14 protein-coding genes and 1 pseudogene are annotated in these 19,610 nt (G+C 75.7%); 13 read left to right on the top strand and 2 right to left on the bottom strand.

What is annotated here, in order from left to right:
• The first annotated feature begins 10 nt into the window (after positions 1–10).
• The 10 genes and pseudogenes from AB0O09_RS03050 (at position 11) to AB0O09_RS03095 (ending at position 12,857) form a co-directional block, all read left to right on the top strand.
• Positions 11–190, top strand: coding sequence for a lysine biosynthesis protein LysW (locus AB0O09_RS03050; RefSeq protein ID WP_344623940.1), 180 nt, complete (start codon positions 11–13; stop codon positions 188–190).
• Positions 187–1,056, top strand: coding sequence for a lysine biosynthesis protein LysX (gene lysX, locus AB0O09_RS03055; RefSeq protein WP_363539612.1), 870 nt, complete (start codon positions 187–189; stop codon positions 1,054–1,056). The genes AB0O09_RS03050 and lysX overlap by 4 nt, the downstream gene beginning before the upstream one ends.
• Positions 1,053–2,084 carry an N-acetyl-gamma-glutamyl-phosphate reductase gene (gene argC, locus AB0O09_RS03060; protein WP_363539614.1) on the top strand — a complete coding sequence of 344 codons (1,032 nt, stop codon included), beginning with the start codon at positions 1,053–1,055 and terminating at the stop codon, positions 2,082–2,084. The genes lysX and argC overlap by 4 nt, the downstream gene beginning before the upstream one ends.
• 32 nt (positions 2,085–2,116) lie before the next feature.
• A complete protein-coding gene (locus tag AB0O09_RS03065) occupies positions 2,117–2,962 on the top strand; it encodes a [LysW]-aminoadipate kinase (protein ID WP_363539616.1) in 846 nt (281 codons plus the stop codon).
• The gene (locus AB0O09_RS03070; RefSeq protein WP_363539618.1) at positions 2,959–4,119 is read left to right on the top strand and encodes a M20/M25/M40 family metallo-hydrolase; all 1,161 of its coding nucleotides are present in this window, start codon (positions 2,959–2,961) and stop codon (positions 4,117–4,119) included. Before AB0O09_RS03065 ends, AB0O09_RS03070 begins: the two co-directional genes overlap by 4 nt.
• Positions 4,116–7,448, top strand: coding sequence for an amino acid adenylation domain-containing protein (locus AB0O09_RS03075; RefSeq protein ID WP_363539620.1), 3,333 nt, complete (start codon positions 4,116–4,118; stop codon positions 7,446–7,448). The genes AB0O09_RS03070 and AB0O09_RS03075 overlap by 4 nt, the downstream gene beginning before the upstream one ends.
• Before the next feature lie 41 nt (positions 7,449–7,489).
• Entirely contained in the window at positions 7,490–9,463 is a 1,974-nt protein-coding gene (locus AB0O09_RS03080; protein WP_363539622.1) for an acyl-CoA dehydrogenase family protein, read from the top strand.
• Between the two features lie 119 nt (positions 9,464–9,582).
• A pseudogene (locus AB0O09_RS03085) lies at positions 9,583–10,023 on the top strand (serine hydrolase domain-containing protein); the annotation flags it as partial.
• Positions 10,024–10,103: 80 nt separating this feature from the next.
• The gene (locus AB0O09_RS03090) at positions 10,104–10,796 is read left to right on the top strand and encodes a serine hydrolase domain-containing protein (protein ID WP_363539624.1); all 693 of its coding nucleotides are present in this window, start codon (positions 10,104–10,106) and stop codon (positions 10,794–10,796) included.
• 135 nt (positions 10,797–10,931) lie between these two features.
• Positions 10,932–12,857, top strand: coding sequence for a cellulase family glycosylhydrolase (locus tag AB0O09_RS03095; RefSeq protein WP_363539626.1), 1,926 nt, complete (start codon positions 10,932–10,934; stop codon positions 12,855–12,857).
• A gap of 133 nt (positions 12,858–12,990) precedes the next feature.
• Here AB0O09_RS03095 and AB0O09_RS03100 read toward each other — a convergent pair whose 3' ends face one another.
• Positions 12,991–13,989, bottom strand: coding sequence for a hypothetical protein (locus tag AB0O09_RS03100; protein WP_363539628.1), 999 nt, complete (start codon positions 13,987–13,989; stop codon positions 12,991–12,993).
• Between the two features lie 99 nt (positions 13,990–14,088).
• Here AB0O09_RS03100 and AB0O09_RS03105 point away from each other — a divergent pair, with 99 nt between their 5' ends.
• Positions 14,089–14,667: an AAA family ATPase gene (locus tag AB0O09_RS03105; RefSeq protein ID WP_363539630.1), complete on the top strand. Its 579-nt coding sequence runs from the start codon at positions 14,089–14,091 to the stop codon at positions 14,665–14,667.
• 23 nt (positions 14,668–14,690) lie between these two features.
• Here the strand turns inward: AB0O09_RS03105 and AB0O09_RS03110 are convergent, their stop codons facing one another.
• Positions 14,691–16,196: a family 10 glycosylhydrolase gene (locus AB0O09_RS03110; RefSeq protein ID WP_363539632.1), complete on the bottom strand. Its 1,506-nt coding sequence runs from the start codon at positions 16,194–16,196 to the stop codon at positions 14,691–14,693.
• Between the two features lie 193 nt (positions 16,197–16,389).
• On the opposite strand from AB0O09_RS03110, the gene dacB reads away from it, so the two are divergent.
• Positions 16,390–17,979, top strand: coding sequence for a D-alanyl-D-alanine carboxypeptidase/D-alanyl-D-alanine-endopeptidase (gene dacB / locus AB0O09_RS03115; RefSeq protein WP_363539634.1), 1,590 nt, complete (start codon positions 16,390–16,392; stop codon positions 17,977–17,979).
• Complete coding sequence (locus tag AB0O09_RS03120; protein WP_363539636.1) at positions 17,973–19,604, top strand: ABC transporter substrate-binding protein; 1,632 nt, start codon at positions 17,973–17,975, stop codon at positions 19,602–19,604. The genes dacB and AB0O09_RS03120 overlap by 7 nt, the downstream gene beginning before the upstream one ends.
• Positions 19,605–19,610 lie beyond the last annotated feature (6 nt).

The following is a 19,610-nucleotide window of genomic DNA, read 5'->3' on the forward strand; positions in this document are numbered from 1 at the left end:
AGGAAGCCCGATGCCCGCGACCGATGTCCTCGCCTGTCCCAGCTGTGAGGCCGACGTGGCCTTCGCAGCCCCGCCGGTGCTCGCCGAGATCACCGAATGCGCCGAGTGCCGCACCGAGTTGGAGGTCGTCGCCACCGACCCGGTGCTGCTCGCCCTCGCGCCCGAGGTCGAGGAGGACTGGGGCGAGTGAGCGGGGCCTCCCCGAGGCCCCGGCTCGCCCTGCTGGCCTCCAGGATCGGCTTCGAGGAGAAGCGGATCCTGGAGGCCCTGGCCCGGCACGGCCTCAGCTGCACCCACCTGGACACCCGCTCCCTGCACCGGGAGCCGGACGCCGCCCCCGCGCCGTGGGACGCCGTCCTCAACCGGGAGATCTCCGCCACCCGGGCGCTCTACGCCGCACTCGCCCTCGAAGCCGCCGGGACGAAGGTGCTCAACAGTGCCGCCGCGACCGAGACCTGCGGCGACAAGTGGCGCACCTCGGTGGCGCTGCGCCGGGCCGGCGTGCCCACCCCGCGGACCGCCCTCGCCCTCACCCCGGAGGCCGCCGAGGCCGCCGCCGAGGAGCTGGGCTACCCGGTCGTCCTCAAGCCGCTCACCGGCTCCTGGGGCAGGCGGGTCGCCCTGCTGCGCGACCGGGACACCGCCCGCAGCCTGTTCGAGTACTGCGAGGCGATGCCCTCGCCGGCCGGCCGGCTGGTCTACCTGCAGGCGTACGTCGACAAGCCGGACCGCGACATCCGGGTCGCCGTGATCGGCGGCCGCGCGGTCGCCGCGATCTACCGCCGCTCCGCGGACTGGCGCACCAACGTCGCCCGCGGCGCCACCACCGAACCCTGCCCGCTCACCGACGACCTCGCCAAACTCGCCGTCGCCGCCGCGGACGGCGTCGGCGCCGGCATTGCCGGGGTCGACCTGGTCGAGGACGCCCGAGGAGGCCTGTACGTGATCGAGGTCAACCACCGCGTGGAGTTCGCCGGCCTGCAGGCCGCCGCGGGCGAGCGCGTCGACATCGGCGCCGCGATCGCCGGACACCTGATCGAGGAGGCCGCCCGATGACCCGGGTCGCCGTGCTCGGCGCCGCCGGCTACATCGGCGGCGAACTGCTGCGGCTGCTGGTCGGCCACCCGGAGGTGGAGGTCGCCGCCGCGGTCTCCTCCCGTTTCCCCGGCCGCCGCGTCGACACCGTCCACCCCAACCTGCGCGCCGTCACCGACCTGGTCTTCACCGACCCGGAGGAGGCCGCCCGGCACACGTACGACGCCGTGCTGCTCGCCACCCCGCACCGCAAGACCGCCGAACTCGTCCGGGACTGGTCCGGCCGGGCGAAGACGGTGATCGACCTGTCCGGCGACTTCCGGCTGCGCGACGCCGAGGTCTTCGAGCGGTACTACGGGGCCGAGCACCCGGTGCCCGAACTGCTCGGCAGCTTCACCCCCGGCATCCCCGAGCTGTACCGCGAGGAACTGCGCACCGCGGACCGGATCAGCGTCCCCGGCTGCATGGCCGCCGCCGGGCTGCTGGCGATCGCCCCGCTCGCCGCGCGCGGCCTGCTCACCGGCCGGGTCGAGCTCGACGCCCGGACGGGCTCCAGCGGCTCCGGGGTGACCGCCGGCGAGGCCAACCTGCACGCCGAACGCAGCGGAGCGATGCGGGTGTTCGCCCCCGTCGGCCACCGGCACGAGGCGGAGATCGCCCAACTCACCGGCCTGGAGGTGCGGATGACGGCCACCGGGGTGGAAGCGGTGCGCGGCGTCCAGGTGGTCGCCCGGGTCGAGGCCGCCGAGGGCGTCGACGACCTGGCGATCCGCCGCGCCTACCGGGAGGCCTACCGCGACGAGCCCTTCGTCCGGATCGTCGCCCAGCGCCGCGGCACCTACCGCTACCCGGAGCCCAAGATCCTGCTCGGCTCCAACTTCTGCGACGTCGGCCACGTGTACGACGAGAAGAGCGGGCGGCTGGTGCTGATCGCGGCCCTGGACAACCTGGTCAAGGGCGGCGCCGGCAACGCCGTGCAGTGCCTCAACATCCGCACCGGTCGCCCGGAGGGCCTCGGCCTCTCCTTCCCCGGCCTGCACCCGATCTGACGCCCAGTCATCAAGCGAGCGAAAGGACGCCGATGGCACCCCTCACCGTCGTCAAGTGCGGCGGCAACCGCGAGGTCGACGCCGCGGGCATCTGCGCGGACGTCGCCGCCCTCGTCCGGGCCGGGCGACGGGTCGTGCTCGTGCACGGCGGCTCCGCCGAGATCGACCGGCTCGGCGACCGCCTCGGCGTCCCGCACCGCCGCCTCACCGCCCCCGACGGCGTCTCCGCCCGGCACACCGACACCGCCACCCTGGAGGTCGTCACGCTCGCCCTGGCCGGCGCCGTCAAACCCCGGCTGGTCGCCGGACTGCAGGACCACGGCGTCCCCGCGGTCGGCCTCACCGGCCTGGACGGCGGACTGCTGCGGGCCCGCCGCAAGCGCGCCCACCGGGCCGTGGTCGACGGCCGCACCGTGCTCGTCCGCGACGACCACAGCGGCCGGATCACCGAGGTGCGCACCGGCGTCCTCACCGCCCTGCTCGACGCCGGGTTCGTCCCCGTCGTCTCCCCGCCGGCCGCCGCCGAGGACGGCCGTCCGGTGAACGTCGACGCCGACCGTGCCGCCGCCGCCGTCGCCGGGGCGCTCGGTGCCGACCGGCTGCTGCTGCTCACCGGCGCCCCCGGGGTGCTCGCCGACCCTGGCGACCCGGACTCCCTGCTGGACCGCTGCGAGGTGCCCGCCGAGGGCGCCCCGGGGGAGTTCGCCCGCGGCGGGATGGCGCTCAAACTGGTCGCCGCCCGCGAGGCACTGCTCGCCGGCGTCCGACGGGTCACCGTCGCCGACGGCCGCACCCCCGGCGCGCTCGCCCGCGCCCTGGACGGCGCCGGCACCGAGATCGCACTCACCGCCCACGCGACCCCGGCAGGTGGCGCATGACCCCCGTCGAGGCCGACGCCGCCGTCGAACTGCTGGAGTCCGCGCTCGCCGTCCCCTCGCCCTCCGGCGAGGAGCACCCGCTCGCCCTCCACCTCGCCGCCCGGATGCGCGCGGCCGGGCTCACCGCGAGCATCGACGCCGCCGGGAACGTCATCGGCGAGACCGAGCCGCGGCCCGGCCCGACCGTGATGCTGGTCGGCCACCTCGACACCGTCCCCGGTGAGCTGCCGGTCCGCCGCACCGGCGGGGTGATCACCGGACGCGGCGCCGTCGACGCCAAGGGGCCGCTCGCCGCGATGATCAGCGCCGTCGCCGCGGAGGCCGACTTCCCCGGCCGGCTGGTCGTCGCCGGGGTGGTCGAGGAGGAGACCCCGCGCTCGCGCGGCGCCGTCCACCTCGGCCGCACCCGCCCCGCCCCCGACGCGCTGATCGTCGGCGAACCGGGCGGCTGGCAGGGCGTCGTCCTCGGCTACAAGGGCAAGCTCGACCTGCGCTACCGGGTCACCCGTGCCGCCACCCACCCCAGCAACCCCGAACCCAAGGCCACCGAGGTCGCCGCCGCCTTCTGGCAGCACCTGCTGGACCTGCTCGGCCCCGGCGCCGGCCACGCCTCCTTCGGCACCCCCGGCGCCACCCTGGTCGCCATGCACGGCGACGCCGCCGCCGCGGAACTCGAGATCGGCGTCCGCACCCCCGTCGGCTTCGACATCCCGGCCTTCACCGCCGCCCTGCGCGAACGCGCCGACGGCGGCACCCTCGACGTCCTCAACGCCGTCGGCGCCGTGCTCTCCCCGCGCACCGACCCGGTCGTCCGCGCCCTCACCGCCGGCGTCCGCGCGGCCGGCGGCACCCCCAGGCCCACCCGCAAGACCGGCACCTCCGACATGAACACCCTCGCCGAGGTCTGGGACGTCCCGATGGCCACCTACGGCCCCGGCGACAGCGCCCTCGACCACTCCGACGACGAGCACATCGCCGTCGACGACTACCTGCGCGGCATCGCCGTCCTGCGCACCGCGCTGCGCCACCTCGCGGCCCTGCCGCCGCGGACGGCCGAACCCGCCACCGGGCCCGCAGCGGCCGACACCCGCCCCGACCGACCCGACACCCGCCCCGCCGCCCCCGCGGCCCGCCAGCCGGAAGGCGTCCTGCGATGAGTGAGCTGATCAACCGCCTCGCCAAGCTCCCGGGCGAGCGGCGCGCCGCCTTCCTCGCCCAACTGCGCGGCGCCGGGGCCCGGCCCGAGGCCGAGCTGCGCCCCCGCGAGGACCGCGAGCGCCCGGTGCCGCTCTCCTTCGCCCAGGCCCCGCTCTGGTTCCTCGACCGGCTCGCCCCCGGCCTCGCCACCTACAACGTCACCACCGCCTACCGCCTCGACGGGCCGCTCGACACCGACGCCCTCGCCCGCGCCCTGGCCGGAGTGGTCGACCGCCACGAGGCGCTGCGGACCCGCGTCCGCGAGACGCCCGACGGGCCCGTCCAGGAGATCGCCGGGCACCAGTTCGTCGACCTGGCGCCGCTGCCCGCCGAGGGCACCTCCCCGGACGAACGCGAGGCCCGGGCCGAGCGGTTCGCCGAGGAGTTCGCCCGCCGCCCCTTCGACCTGGAGACCGGACCGCTCTGGCGCGCCGCCCTCCTCCGGTTGGAGCCCGAACGCCACCTGCTCGTCCTCGCCGTGCACCACATCGTCTGCGACGGCTGGTCGCTCGGCGTCGTCGCCCGCGAACTCGCCGCCGGCTACGCGGGCGAGGCCGTCGCACCCCCGCCCGTCCAGTACGCCGACCACACCCTCTGGCAGCGCGCCCGCCTCACCGGCCCCGAACTCGCCCGCCTCACCGGCTTCTGGCGCGAACGGCTCGCCGGACTGCCCACCGTCGACCTGCCCGCCGACCGCCCGCGCCCGCCCGAGGTCCGCTACGAGGGCGCCCACCGCAGCCGGCTGCTGCCCGCCGAACTCGCCCCCCGGGTGCGCGAACTCGCCCGCAGCGAGGGCACCACCCCGTACACCGTGCTGCTCACCGCCTTCCTGCTGCTGCTCCAGCGCTACAGCGGCCAGCACGACCTGGTGGTCGGCTCGCCCACCGCCAACCGGGACCGGGTCGAGATCGAGGAACTGGTCGGCTTCTTCGTCAACACCCTGCCGATCCGCGTCGACCTCGACGGCGAGCCCACCGGCCGCGAGGCCCTCGCCCGGGTGAGCGCCGCCGTCCGGGACTCCTTCGCCCACGGGGAGCTGCCCTTCGAGCAGATCGTGGACGCCGCCCGGCCGCCCCGCGACCCCTCCCGCTCGCCGCTCGTCCAGCTCGCCTTCACCTACCAGAACGCCGACCGGCCGCTGCAGCTGACCGGCCTGACGGTCGACCAGTACGCCGTCGACCCCGGCACCTCGCGCTTCGACATGAGCTGGAACGCCACCGAACGCGCCGACGGCCTCGACCTCTACGTCGAGTACGCCACCGCCCTGTTCGACCCGGCGACCGTCGACCGGATGACCGCCCACTACGGCACCCTGCTCGACGCCCTGCTCACCGACCCCGGCGCCGAGGCCGGCCGGCTGCCGCTGCTCTCCGCCGAGGAGCACGCCGAACTCACCGGCGGCACCTTCGACGGCGCCCGCCCGCCCGTCCCCGCCGGCACCCTCGCCACCGCCTTCGCCGAGCAGGCCGCCCGCACTCCGGAGGCCGTCGCCCTCACCGTCTCCGGCCGCGACACCAGCTACGCCGAACTCGACTACGCTGCAGATGATTTGGCCGAAGTCCTGCGGGCCGCCGGGGCTCGGCCGGGCGAACGCGTCGCGCTGCTGCTGCCCCGCGGCGAGGAGCTCCTCACCGCCGTCCTCGCCGTGCTGCGCACCGGCGCCGCCTACGTGCCGCTGGACGCCGCCAACCCGCCCGCCCGGATCGCCGCCGTCCTCGCCGACGCCACCCCCGTCGCCGTCCTCGCCGCCGACGCGACGGAACACGGTCTGCCGACCGGCTCCCCGGCCCGCCGGATCGTCCACCGCGACGGCCGCTGGCACCCCGAGGGCGGCGCCCTGGTCGCCCTGCCGGAATCCGGCGGCGAGGCCGACCCCGACAGCACCGCGTACGTCATCTACACCTCCGGCACCACCGGCACCCCCAAGGGCGTGCCCATCACCCACCGCAGCGCCGTCGCCTTCGCCGACTCCGTCCGCCGGCTCTTCGAGCTCACCCCGGACGACCGGGTGCTCGGCTTCGCCTCCGCCGCCTTCGACGTCTCCGTCTTCGAGACGTTCGCCGCCTTGCTCACCGGCGCCCGGCTCTGCCTCGCCACCGACGAGGAACGCCTCGACCCCGCCCGGCTGCAAGATCTGATCGAGCGTCAAGCTGTCACCGTGGTCGACCTGCCGCCCAGTGTGATGGCGCTGCTGGAGCCCGAGCGGCTGCCCGCCCTGCGGATCGTCTTCGTTGGCGGCGAGGCCTTCTCGGGCGAGCTCGTCAACCGCTGGAACCCCGGCCGCCGCTTCTTCAACGGCTACGGCCCCACCGAGTGCACCGTCACCATGATCGTCCAGGAGTGCGCCGGCCACTGGACGGCGAGCCCGCCGATCGGCCTGCCGATGGACAACCACGTCGCCCACGTCCTCGACCGCCACCTCCGGCCCGTCCCGTACGGCGTGCCCGGCGAACTCGTCATCGGCGGCGCCGGATTGACCCCCGGCTACCTCAACGCCCCCGACCTCACCGCGCAGAAGATCGTCGCCGACCCGTTCGGCACCGCCCCCGGCGGCCGCCTCTACCGCACCGGCGACCTCGTCCGCCGCGAACCCGGCGGCGCCATCACCTTCCTCGGCCGGATCGACCAGCAGGTCAAACTCCGCGGCCTGCGCATCGAACTCGGCGAGGTCGAAGCCGCGCTGGCCGCCGTCCCCGGCATCGGGCAGGCCGCCGCCGCCGTACGGACGGACCCGCTCGGCGAACGCCACCTGGTCGCCTACACCGCCCCCGCCGACGGCGCCGAACCCGCCGACCCGGCCGCCCTGCGCGCCGCCCTCGCCGAACGCCTCCCCGGCTGGATGCTCCCCGCCCACTACGTCGCCCTGCCCGCCCTGCCGCTCACCACCAGCGGCAAGGTCGACCGGCGCGCCCTGCCCGAACCCGACCCCGCCGCCCGGCCGCGCGGCGGACCGGCCACCGCACCCCGCACCGAGACCGAACGCATCCTCGCCGAGGAGGTGTTCGCCGAAGTCCTCGGCACCGACGGGATCTCCGTGCACGACGGCTTCTTCGACCTCGGCGGCACCAGCCTGCGCAGCACCCGGCTGCTCGCCCGGATCCGCGAACGCTTCGGCGTCGAGGTGCCGCTCGCCGAGTTCTTCCGCGGCCCCACCGTCGAACACCTCGCCGCCCTCGTCGACCGGGCCCGCGCCACCGCACTCGACGACGACGCCCTGATCGGCCTGATCGAGCGGATGTCCGAGGACGAGGCCGCCCGGCTGCTCGCCGGCGGCGGCTCCGCCTCCTGACCCCTTCCGCCAGTCGTCCGATCCCCCCGGAGGAGCACCAGATGGACCACCCGACGGGCCGCCCGCCCACCGCCGACGGGCTCGACGCCTTCCGCCGCGACGTCCGCGAGCGGCTCGCCGGCCCCGCCGTGCGGGCCGCCCTCGACGCCTGGCGCGCCGCCCCGGGACCGGACGCCGACGAGCGGCCGCTCTACCGCGAACTCGGCCGCCAAGGGCTGCTCGCCCCCGACTGGCCCGTCGAGTACGGCGGTCGCGGCCTCGGCCGCGCCGAGGCCGCCGCGCTCTACGAGGAACTCGTCCGGGCCGGCATCCCCGACACCCTGCACGTCAACACCGTCCAGATCGTCGGCCTGTTCCTGCTGATGGCGGGCACCCCCGAACAGAAGGCCGCACACCTGCCCGCCATCGCCGCCGGCGAGCGCTTCGCCAGCGTGCTCTACACCGAGCCCGAGACCGGCTCCGACCTGGCCGCCCTGCGCACCGCCGCCGTCCGGGACACCGTGTCGGAGCCCGCGGACGGCTGGCGGCTGGACGGCACCAAGGTGTTCAGCCTGAAGAGCGACCGCACCCACCTCGGCCTGTGCGCCGCCCGCACCGGCCCGGCCGACGGCCGCTACCACGGCATCAGCCTCTTCCTGGTCGACCTCGCGGCGGAGGGGGTGCACCGCAGCGTGATCCCCGGCCTCGCCGACGAACGGTTCCACCGGGTCGAGCTGCGCGGCGTCCGCGTCGGCGCCGACGCGCTGGTCGGCACCGAACACCGGGGCTGGCCGCTGCTCACCCAGGCGCTTGCCGTCGAACGCACCGGCCTGGACTACGCGTTGAAGGCCGAACGCTGGTACCGGGCCGTCCTGGCGCAGGGCCTCGACCGGCCCGAGGAGATCGCCCGGTACGGCGCCGCCGTCGACGCCGCCGCCCTCTTCGCCGCCCGCCTCACCGCCGGGGTCCTCACCCCCGCGGACGGCGGAGGCCGCACCGCCGAGGTGGACGAACCGCTCTCGGCCGCCGCCAAGTACTACACCAGCGAACTCGCCCAGGAGATCGCCGGCTGGGCCGCCGCCCACGGCCTCTCGACGCCCGGCACCGACCCCGGCCTGGAGGCCGGCTACCGGGAAGCACCCGGACTCACCCTCTCGGCCGGCACCTCCGAGGTGATGCTCCAGGTCGTCGCCGGAGCCGGCGCCCTCGACCCGGGCGACGACCTCCTGCAACAGCAACTCCGGCAAGCCGTAAGGAAACTGCTCGACCGTGCGGTCACCGGGAGGCCCCGGCCCGGAGTCCACGACGCACCCGCCGAGGACGGCCCCGACTGCCCCTCCTGGCAGGCCCTCACCGAACTCGGCGCCCCGCTCTTCGAGGTGCCCGCCGAAGCGGGCGGACTCGACCTCGGCCTCGCCGCCGCCACCGTCGTCGCCGAGGAACTCGGACGGGCCGCCCTCCGCGGCCCCTACCTGGACACCGCCGCCGCCCTCGACCTGCTCGACCCGGACGCCGTCGGCCCCGCCGCGGAGGCCGCCTGCGCCGGAACGCCCCTGCCCGCGCCGACCCTCCCGCCGACCGGCCCCGCCACCGCCCGGCAGCGGATCCGGCAGGCCGCCCACCTGCTCGGCCTGGCCGCCGGCGCCACCGGCGAGGCCATCGGGCTCAGCCACCGCCGCGAACAGTTCGGCCGCCCGCTGGCCCAGTGGCAGGGCGTCGCCCTGCCGCTCGCCCGCCAGCTCGTCCGGATCGAGGCGGGCCGCCTGCTCGTCCGCCGCGCCGCCGCCCTGGCCGACTCCGGCGCCCCCGAGACCCTGCTCACGCCCTCCGCCGCCGAGGCCCTGGCCACCGCCGCGGAAACCGCCCTGGAGGCCGTCCGCACCGCCGTCCACACCGCGGGCGTCCGCGGCCTCACCGACGACACCCCCCTCCACCTCCACTACCGCCTCACCCGCACCGAAGCCGTCCGCCTCGCCACCCCGGCCACCCTCTGGCACCAAGCCGGCCTGACCCGCCTCGCGGAGCGGACCGTGTAACGGGGGCCTCGCCGGGCACCGGTCGTCCCACTCTCCCGGGGGACGCTGCGCCCCGCCGTCCGGAGCACCGGTCGGAGTGTCGAGTCCGCTGGCCCGCCGGGCGACTCGCACGGTGGGGCATGACACGCACTCAGACCGCGCTGCTCTGCGCGGCCACTCTGTTCGCCGCCACGCTGCAGTCCACGGCCGGGGTGGCCGTTGCCGCCGGTCGTGGCGGGCACGGCGGGCGCGCCTGCGTCAGCAGTCCGGAGCCGCTCCGCGGGAAGGCCCGTCAGGTCGACCGGATCGTCCGGCAGGTGAAGGACGAACTCGGCCTGAAGTCGGTCCTGTTCAAGGTTACCGAGGGCGGTAGGGAGATCGTCACCGGCGCCCGGGGGGAGTCGATGACCGGTGTCCCGGCCGAGCCCGGCATGCACTTCCGTGCGGGATCGGTCGGCATCGCCTACATGGGCACCGTACTGATGCAACTCGCCGAGGAGGGGCGGGTCGACCTCGACGAGCCCGTCTCGCGCTGGCTGCCCGACCTGCCGCACGGCGGCGAGATCACCCTGCGGATGCTCGGCAGCTCCACCTCCGGCCTGGTCGACTACGTCCGCGACCCGGGCTTCCTGGCCGCGCTCGACGCCGACCCGTTCCGCCAGTGGACGCCGGAGGAGCTGGTCGGCATCTCCCCGCGCAGCCGCTCTGGTACGAGCCGGGCACCGGCTGGAGCTACTCGCACGCCAACTTCGTCCTGCTGGGGACGGCGCTGGAGCGGATCACCGGCACCCGGCTGGACCGGCTGCTGGAGGAGCGGGTGATGGGACCGCTCGGGCTCCGGAACACCCGCAACAGCTTCACCCCGGAGATCGAGGAGCCCGTCCAGCACGCCTTCACCGCCTCGCGCGGCACCTACGAGGAGTCCACCTTCTGGAACCCCTCGTGGACGACCGCTCCCGGGGCGGTCCTCACCATGCACATCTGCGACCTGGAGCGCTCCGCCCGGGCCGTCGGCAGCGGCGAGCTGCTCTCCCGCCGGGCCTTCCTGGAGCAGCTCGACCCGGGCACGGTCGGCCTCGGCGGCGCGACCGCGACCTGCCCGGCGGACATCTGTCTGCTCAACACCGAGGCCAAGCACTTCGGCATGGGCGTCATCGTGATCGACGACTGGGTGCTGCAGAACCCCTCGTTCTCCGGCTACGCGGCCATCCAGGCCTATCTGCCGCAGCAGGACCTCTCCATCGCCGTGTCCACCACCAGGGGGCCCGGAGCGCCGGACGAGAACACCGCCCAGATCATCGCCGAGCGCATCTCCGAGCTGCTCGCGCCGGAGAACCCACTGGTCTTCGGCTGACGTGGGACCGCTCACCGGCCGGCTCCGCGACAGGAGTCGGCCGACGGCGGTTCAACCGCTCTACCGCCGGGTAACTCGGCTCTGTCGACGCCACGTTGGCATGAATCCGACACTCTCGACCCCCGGGCAGGCCCGATGATCCGGCACCTCCTCCGCACCGCACTGACGCTCGCCCTCCCGGCCGCGCTCCTCGTCGCGCCCGCGGCCTCGGCAGCGCCGGCGTCCGCCGCCGGTTCACCCGTGGGCGCGACGGCCTCCGGCCTCTCCGCCGGATGGACCGCGCCGCTCTCCACCCGGGGCCGCTACATCGTCGACGCCACTGGTGCCCGCTTCAAGCTCCGGGCCGGCAACTGGGACGGCGCCCAGGGCTCCTGGACGGGATCCGGCAGCGCCGCCGACCCGGCCAACCACCACAGCGGCCAGGACTCCCACGGCATCCCGCTCGGCCTCGACCGCGCCCAACTGCCGACCCTGATGGCGGACTTCCACCGACTCGGGCTCAACAGCATCCGGCTGCCCTTCTCCAACGAGATGATCCGCACCACCGTGCCGGTGCCCGACGACGCCGTCGCGGCCAACCCGCAACTGCGCGGCCTCACCCCGCTGCAGGTCTACGACGCCGTGGTGCGGGCGCTCACCGCGGACGGCTTCGCGGTGATCCTCAACAACCACACCAGCACCACCCGTTGGTGCTGCGGCCTGGACGGCAACGAACGCTGGAACAGCAGCCAGTCCACCGCGCAGTGGGAGGACGACTGGGTGTTCATGGCCCGGCGCTACCGCGACAACAAGCGGGTGGTCGGCGCCGACCTCTACAACGAGGTCCGTCGCGACTACCTCGACGACCCCAACTGGGGCCTCGGCGACGCCCACGACTGGTACGCCGCCGCCCAGCACGCCGGGGACCGCATCCTCACCGAGGGCAGCCCGGACCTGCTGATCGTGGTCGAGGGCATCAACTGGACGGGCATCCCCGCCGACGGCCTGCCGCACGGCCGCCCCACCCTCACCCCCGTCCGCACCCTCTCGCACACCCTGGTCGCCTCCCACAAACTGGTCTACTCGGCGCACTTCTACGGCTACACCGGCCCCAACCACAGCGGCGCCACCGGCCTCGGCGAGACCCACGACGCCCGCTACCAGGACCTGAGCCGTGACGAGCTCCACCGGGCCCTCGACCAACAGGCCCTCTACGTCGCCGCCGAGAGCGGGCAGCACTTCACCGCCCCCGTCTGGGTCAGTGAGTTCGGCATCGGCGCGGACGAGGGCGCGGCCGCACCGCGGACCTGGTTCGGGAACTTCACCGACCGCCTGGCCGCCCGCGACACCGACTTCGCCTACTGGCCGCTGGTCGGCTGGAACGACCCGGGCCGAGGCGACAGTTGGGCCCTCCTCCGGTACACCGCCACCGGCGGCCGCTCCGGCGTGCTGGACGGCGCCGACTGGCGCGCCGACGCCTGGAACCGCCTCGCCACCACCCCCGGCCTTACCGGCCAGGTGCCCGCCGCCGACTCCTGGCACATGCTGACCACCGACCACGCGGACGCCGTGCAGTCCCTGCGGGTGCGCGCCGCCGGAGACTGGGACGGCGGCGCCCGCAAGGCCGTCTGCCCCGACGGGGAGCGCCTCGCCGGCGTCGCCCACACCGGCGGCCGCGGCCTGTGCACCGACACCGCGACCGGCGGCGACCTGCGGGCCGCCACCGGTGAGGCCGTCGTCGTCCGCGACGAACGCAACGTTCCGGCGGGCGGCGACTGGGCCTCCGGCTACACCAAGTACCAGTGCGCGCAGGGCCAGTACCTGATCGGCTACAGCCTGCGCGGCTCCCGGGTCTCGGCCGTCCTCTGCGCCACGGCCCGCCGCCCGCTGGGCAGCGGCACCCGCACGGTCTGGTTCGACCGCGGCGACAACCGCCCGTCCGCCGACCCCGGCGGCGAATTCGCCCACGGCGCCTACAAGGGCCAGTGCGCCCCCACCGAGTACGCCGCCGGCCTCGCCTTCACCACCCGCATCGGCTCCTCCGGCACCCCGGACGCGCTGCTCTGCCGCCCGCTCTCCTGAGCGCCACGGGTGCGGCACGGTGGGCGCGGGCCCGGGTGGTGCGGTCGCCCAGCGTGAACACCGGGCTCGACCGCCGTCAGGTGGTCGAGCACCGGCACGCCCCCGCCGGACCGGCACCGCGGATGCCCGGCCGTCAGCTGCGGAAGCCGACGTGGACGTGGTCGTGGTGGGCGTCGTCGGTGAAGAACTGGTTGGGGGTGGTCCCGCCGGAGAGCCGGCGCGGGCCGCCGACGTTGTAGGAGCCGCTCGCCGCCGCGGCCCGCATGAAGCCGTCGACCAGGTCGTGCGGGGTCGCCGGGTCGACCACCTCGTGGCCGTCGATCCGCCAGACGTCGAAGGCCCGCCCCGGCGGATGGTCGCTCGGCCGGGAGGTGCCGAACACGTCGACGGGATGCCCCGAGCGCAGCACGGTCACCGCGTACGAGTACCGCCCGGCCAGCGTCAGCATCGAGGCGAGGACGCTCTCGTGCACGCCGCCCCCGCGGACGTCCGCGACCGCGGCCGGCGGCAACTGGATCCGCGGTTCGGCCAGCACCCGCTGCGCCGCGTCGGAGAGGGCGGCGGCGGGCGGTGCCGGCTCCGACGGGTGCAGGGCCGTGACGTTCCAGCGCGGCTGCGCCCGGACCAGCCGCACGTCGACGGTGGTGCCGCCCGAACCCTCGGTGGTCCACTGCCGGCACGGGACCATCACGCTGGCGGAGTCGGTGAGGTGCCCGCCCCACTGGGCGTTGACGACCTGCAGGACGGCCTGTGGGGCGGTGCCGAGCAGCGGTCCGGCCTGGTCGGCGAGCGAGGGGTCGAGGCCGAGCGCCCGGACCCGTTCGCGGGCGGCGGCCGGGCCCTGTCCGCCGGCGGGCCAGGCGCCGAGCGCCTCGACCAGCTGGGTCGCCCGCAGCTTCACGTCCGGATCGATCTCACCGGGGCCCGGTTGCCACGGGGCGGTGGCCGGGAGCGCCGTGGAGGAGCTCTCGGAGGGGGTCGCGGGCACGGACGGGCCGGCCGGGGAGGCGGAGCCGGTGGCCGTCCGGCTGCCGGTGCAGGCCCCCAGGACCACCCCGGCCAGGCCGAGCAGCACCGCCCGCCGGGGCAGCTGGAACGCCTGCGGCGAGGGCCGGGGGTTCTCGGCACTCACCGCTCCACCGTACGACGGCTGCGCCCGGGCGGCCCGGTCACCGGGTGCGGCGTCCCGGAACCCCGTGACCCGGCACGCACCCCGTGTGATCATGTCGGCATGGCAACCGGTCGGATCATCTTCCTCAACGGCACGTCCAGCTCCGGCAAGTCCAGCATCGCGCAGGAACTCCTGGACGTCCTGGACGACGGCGTCTTCTTCCACCTGGCGGTCGACGGCTTCAACGCCATGCGCACCAAGCGGGAACTCGGCGAGGCCGAACTCGCAGCCGCGCTGCGCCGCACCAGGGAGGGCTTCCACCGCTCGATCGCGGCCATGGCGGGTGCGGGCAACGACGTCGTCGTGGACCACGTGCTGAGCGAGGAGTGGCGGCTGCTCGACTGCCTCGCCGTGCTGCCGCCGGAGGACGTGCTGTTCGTCGGCGTCCACTGCCCGCCGGACGAACTGGCCCGCCGCGAACGGGACCGGGGCGACCGGCCGCCGGGCCTCGCGGTGCACCAGTACGGGCTGGTGCACCGGCACGGCGACTACGACCTGGAGTGCGACACCGCCGCGGCGAGCCCCCGGGCGTGCGCGGAGCGGATCAAGGAGTTCCTGCCACGGCGCCCCACGCCGACGGCGTTCAGCCGGCTCCGCGAGAGGTACCTGACGGACGGTCGGCACGCGCCCCTGAGATGACCGTCCGGGCAGGGAACGACGCGCTACACCTGGACCGGTGCCGCGGGTCGGCTTTCGCGGCCCGGGCGGTCGAGGGCGGTGGCGGTGTACCGGCCGGTGGGGAGGGGCAGGGGGCGGGCGCAGTCGGCGGCGGGCAGGCAGGCGGCCAGGGTGTCCGCGGTGAGGTGCGGGCGGTCGCCGGGTGCCTGCGGGAGGCGGTGGACGGCGTAGCGGAACGGCGGCGGGCCGCCGGGGGTGATGCGCAGGGTGCCGTCCGCCGCGGTCAGGACGGGCGCGGTCGGGGGAGTGCCGCCGGCGAGCCGTGGCAGCAGCGGGGGCAGGGCGGGGCGGTGCCAGTGGTCGGCGGTGAGGCGGGCGACGGCGCCGATCGGGTCGGTGCGGACGTTGCGGGCGCTGAACAGGATCTGGCCGCCGATCTGCGGCAGTGTCGCGTCCAGGTCGAGGTGGCGGGAGAGTTCGGCCGGGTCCTGCCAGACGGGGGCCTCGCCCGCGACGCCGGCGCGGTAGGCGGCCTGGCCGGTCCAGAGCAGGGTCTCCCGGGCGGCGGTCTGCACGGCCCACCAGCGGGCGAGGGCCGCGTAGTCGGCCTGCGGGTGGCCGAGGTGCCAGTACAGCTGCGGGGCGACGTAGTCGAGCAGTCCGTCCTGCACCCAGCCCAGCGAGTCGGCGTGGAGCCCGTCGTAGGACTGGAAGGCGGCGGTGGCCGATCCGCGCGGGTCGGTCGCGGCGTTGCGCCAGATGCCGAACGGGCTGACGCCGAAGGCCGCCTCGGGCCGCGCCGCCCGTACCAGGTCGCGCAGTTCGCGGATCAGCAGGTCGACGTTGCGCCGCCGCCAGGCCGCCCGGTCGGTGGTGGCCCCGCCGTACGCGGCGAAGGAGGCGTCGTCGGGGAAGGGCCGGCCGGCGACGGGGTAGGGGTAGAAGTAGTCGTCGAGGTGGACGCCGTCGACCTGGTAGCGGGCCACCGCGTCCAGGATCGCCTGTTCGACGAAGGCGCGGGCGGCGGGGACGCCGGGGTCGTAGTAGAGGCGCCCGCCGTAGGAGACCGCCCACTCGGGGTGGCGGCGGGCCGGGTGGGCGGCGGCGAGCCGTGCGGGGTCGTCGTGCTGGGCGATCCGGTACGGGTTGAACCAGGCGTGGAAGGCGAGGCCGCGGGCGTGTGCGGCGTCGACCAGGAAGCGCATCGGGTCCCAGCCCGGGTCCTGCCCCTGGACGCCGGTCAGCCACTGAGACCAGGGCTCGTACCGGGAGGGCCAGAAGGCGTCCGCGGTCGGCCGGACCTGCACGAACACCGCGTTGGCGCCGGCCGCCGCCGCGGAGTCGAGCAGGTCGTCGTACGCGGCGCGCAGCTGCGCCTCGGGGAGGCCTGGCGCGGGGGGCCAGTCGATGCGGTCGACCGTCGCGATCCAGACGCCGCGCAGCCGCCGCGGCGGCGGCCCGGCGGCGGCCGTGGCCGGCCGTGCCGCGGCGGTCAGGGTCAGCGCACCGAGGCCGCCCAGGAAGAGCCGGCGGGACGGACGCGGCGGCATGGCGGCTCCCGGGGGTGAGGGTGGTGCCACTCTCACCGCCCGGGGCGGGCGGTGTCGCGGCACCGCGCCGTCGGCGTCCTCCGCACGGGGGAATTGCGGGGTGAATTGTCGCCGATCCCCGTGCCACCGGCGACTTCTGACGTCCGATCGGGGAGAAGGTGGTGCCCGGCTCCACTCCTCGGGAGGCAACACCGTGCTCACTGTGCCCGTCCGGCTGCTGGCGGTGCCGCTCGCCGTCGTGCTCGCCGCGCTGCTGCCCGCGGGGGCGGCCCCCGGCAGCGGCGCGGGGACGTCCGCCGCCGCCCGGAGCCTCGGCTCCGACCTGGACGCGCTGTTCGCCGACCGGGCGCTGACCGGCGCCCAGGTGTCCGCGCTGGTCACCGACGCGGCCACCGGCGAGGTGCTGTACCGGCGGACGCCCGGCGCGCTGCTGCTGCCCGCCTCCACCCAGAAGACGGTGACCGCGGCAGCCGCCCTCGAACTGCTCGGCCCCGACCACCGCTTCACCACCGAGGTGCTCGCCGCCGGCCCGCGCACCGGCGGCCGGATCGACGGCGACCTGGTGCTGCGCGGCGGCGGCGACCCGACGCTGCTGCCGGCCGACCTCGACGCACTGGCCGCCGCGGTGGCCGCCGCCGGGGTGACGGAGGTCGGCGGCGCCCTGCTGGCCGACGCGAGCCGCTGGGACGACGTGCCGCTCGGTCCCAGCTGGTCCTGGGACGACCAGGCGGCGTACTACAGCCCGCAGATCTCCGCACTGACCCTCACCACCGACACCGACTACGACCCGGGCACCGTCCGGGTCGTGCTGACCCCCGGTGAGGCGCCCGGGCAGCCCGCCGCGGTGCGGGTCGTCCCCGCCGAGGCGCCCGTCCGGTTCACCGGCCGGGTGGCGACCGGCGCGGCCGGCAGCGCCCGCACCGCCGTGGTCGACCGCAGGCCCGGCGGCAACGAGCTGCTGCTCTCCGGCAGCGTCCCGGCGGGCGGCGGCCCGAGCGAGGAGTGGATCGCCGTGGACTCGCCGGCACTGACGGCCGCCGACGTGTTCGCCGCCGCCCTGGCCCGGCACGGGGTCGCGGTGCAGGGAGCGCCCCGCGAGGGCCGGGCGCCGGCCGGCGCGGCCGTCCTCGCCGCCCACGACTCGGCGCCGGTCTCGGCCCTGATGGCGCCCTTCCTGAAGCTCAGCAACAACGGCATCGCCGAGCACCTGGTGAAGGAGATCGGCCGGGTGCGGGCCGGCAGCGGCAGTTGGGCCTCCGGCACCGACCAGGTGAACGGCTTCCTGCACCGGGCGGGCCTGGAACCCACCGAGGCCCGGCAGGTGGACGGCTCCGGGCTGTCCCGGCACAACCTGCTGACCGCCTCCCGGCTCACCGCGCTGCTGGCGTACGCCCGCACCCGGCCCTGGTTCGCCACCTGGTACCAGGCGCTGCCGGTGGCCGGGGACGCCCGGCGCGCCGTCGGCGGCACCCTCACCAACCGGATGCGCGGCACCGCCGCCGAGGGCCGGGTGCACGCCAAGACCGGCTCGATGACGGGGGTGGACGCCCTGACGGGCTACGCCGAGCGGGCCGACGGGCGCACCCTGGCCTTCGCCGTCCTGGTCAACAACTTCGCGGGCAGCAGCCCCCGTTCGGTGATCGACGCGTTCGCCGTCCGGCTGGCCGGGGGTTCGGCCGCCACCGGCCGTACCGCCCCGCGGGCCGAGACACCGGCCGAGACACCCGCCGGGACGCCGGACCGGGACTGGGAGACCGCCTGCCTGGTGGAGGCCCGGTGCTGACGGGCCGCACCGGCCGGCTGCCCGCCGCGCTGCTCACCCTCGCCCTGCTCGCCGTCACCGGGACGGCCGCCGCGGGCTGCGTCCGCCGCTCGGACGAGGACCTCGGGCCCGTCCCGGACGTGCCCGGCGGGACGTTCACCGTCGCCCTCACCGAGCCGGACCACCTCACCCCCGGCCGTACGACCAGCAGTTACTCCCTCCAGGTGCTGGAGGGGCTGTTCGACACCCCGCTCGCCCTGGACCCTTCGGACGGCCACGCGGTGCCGCTCGCCGCCGAGTCGATCAGCACCGACGACCAGCGGGTCTGGACACTGCACTTCCGGCCCGGCGCCCGCTTCCACGACGGCGAGCCGGTCACCGCGGCCAGCTACGCCGACGCCTGGAACGCGGCCGCGTACGGGCCCAACGGCTGGGAGGCCAACGGGTACTTCAGCCAGATCGACGGCTACGCCGCCCTCAACCCGGCGGACGGCGCCGAGCCCCCGACCGACCGGCTGTCCGGCCTGGAGGTGGTCGACGACACCACCCTGAAGGTCACCCTCGGGGCACCGTTCAGCCAGTTCCCGATGCTGCTCGCCTTCCCCGCGTTCGCACCGCTGCCGAAGGCCGCCTTCGCCGACCCGGCCGGGTACGACCTGCACCCGGTCGGCAACGGCCCGTTCGCGATGGACGGCGACTGGCGGCACCAGCAGCGGATCGACCTGCGCCGCGCCGAGGGCTACACCGGGCCGCGCCCGGCCACCGCCGACGGCGTGCGCTTCCGGATCTTCACCAGCAAGGACACCGCCTTCACCGAACTGCGGGCCGGACACGTCGACTTCATGGCCAGCGTGCCGCCCGCCCGGGCCTACGAGGCGAAGCGCACCTTCGGCAAGCGGTACTCGGTGCGGCCCAGCGGCACCATGGACTACCTCGGCCTGCCGCTCTGGGACGCCCGCTACGCCAAGCCCGAGCTGCGGCAGGCCATCTCGATGGCGATCGACCGCCGGGGCATCACCCGGGCGATCTTCAACGAGGTGTTCGCGCCCGCCGACTCGCTGGTCGCCGCGATGATCCCCGGCCACCGGGCCGGAGCCTGCGGCGAGACCTGCGAGTACCGGCCGGAGCGCGCCAAGGAGCTGTTCGACCGGGCCGGCGGCTTCACCGGCACGCTGGAACTGTACTTCGCCAACTCCGACCCCACGTACGAGCAGTGGATGACCGCGGTGGCCAACGAGCTCAAGCAGAACCTCGGCATCCGCTCCATCGCCTTCCGCAAGATGTCCGGCGCCGACCTCGGCCCGATCCTCAACGGCCGCAAGGCGACCGGGCCGTACCGGCAGAACTGGGTGGTCGACTACCCGAGCGTGCAGAACTACCTCGCCGGGCTGCTCGGCCCCGACAACCGCTCCGGCTGGTCCGACCCAGCCTTCGACCGGGCGCTCGCGCTCGGCAACGCGGCGCCGGACACCGCCGAGTCCGAGCAGCACTACCACGAGGCCGAGTCGATCGCGCTCCGGGCGCTGCCGCTGATCCCGCTCTGGAACTGGCAGGACCAGACCGCCTGGAGTCCCCGGATCGGCAACGTCCTGGTCGACCCGTACGTCGCCGGCCTGCACCTGGAGAAGGTGACCGTGCGGCACTGAGCCACT

It is taken from the genome of Kitasatospora sp. NPDC093679 (assembly GCF_040683455.1).
GTDB classification, from domain to species: Bacteria; Actinomycetota; Actinomycetes; order Streptomycetales; family Streptomycetaceae; genus Kitasatospora; species Kitasatospora arboriphila.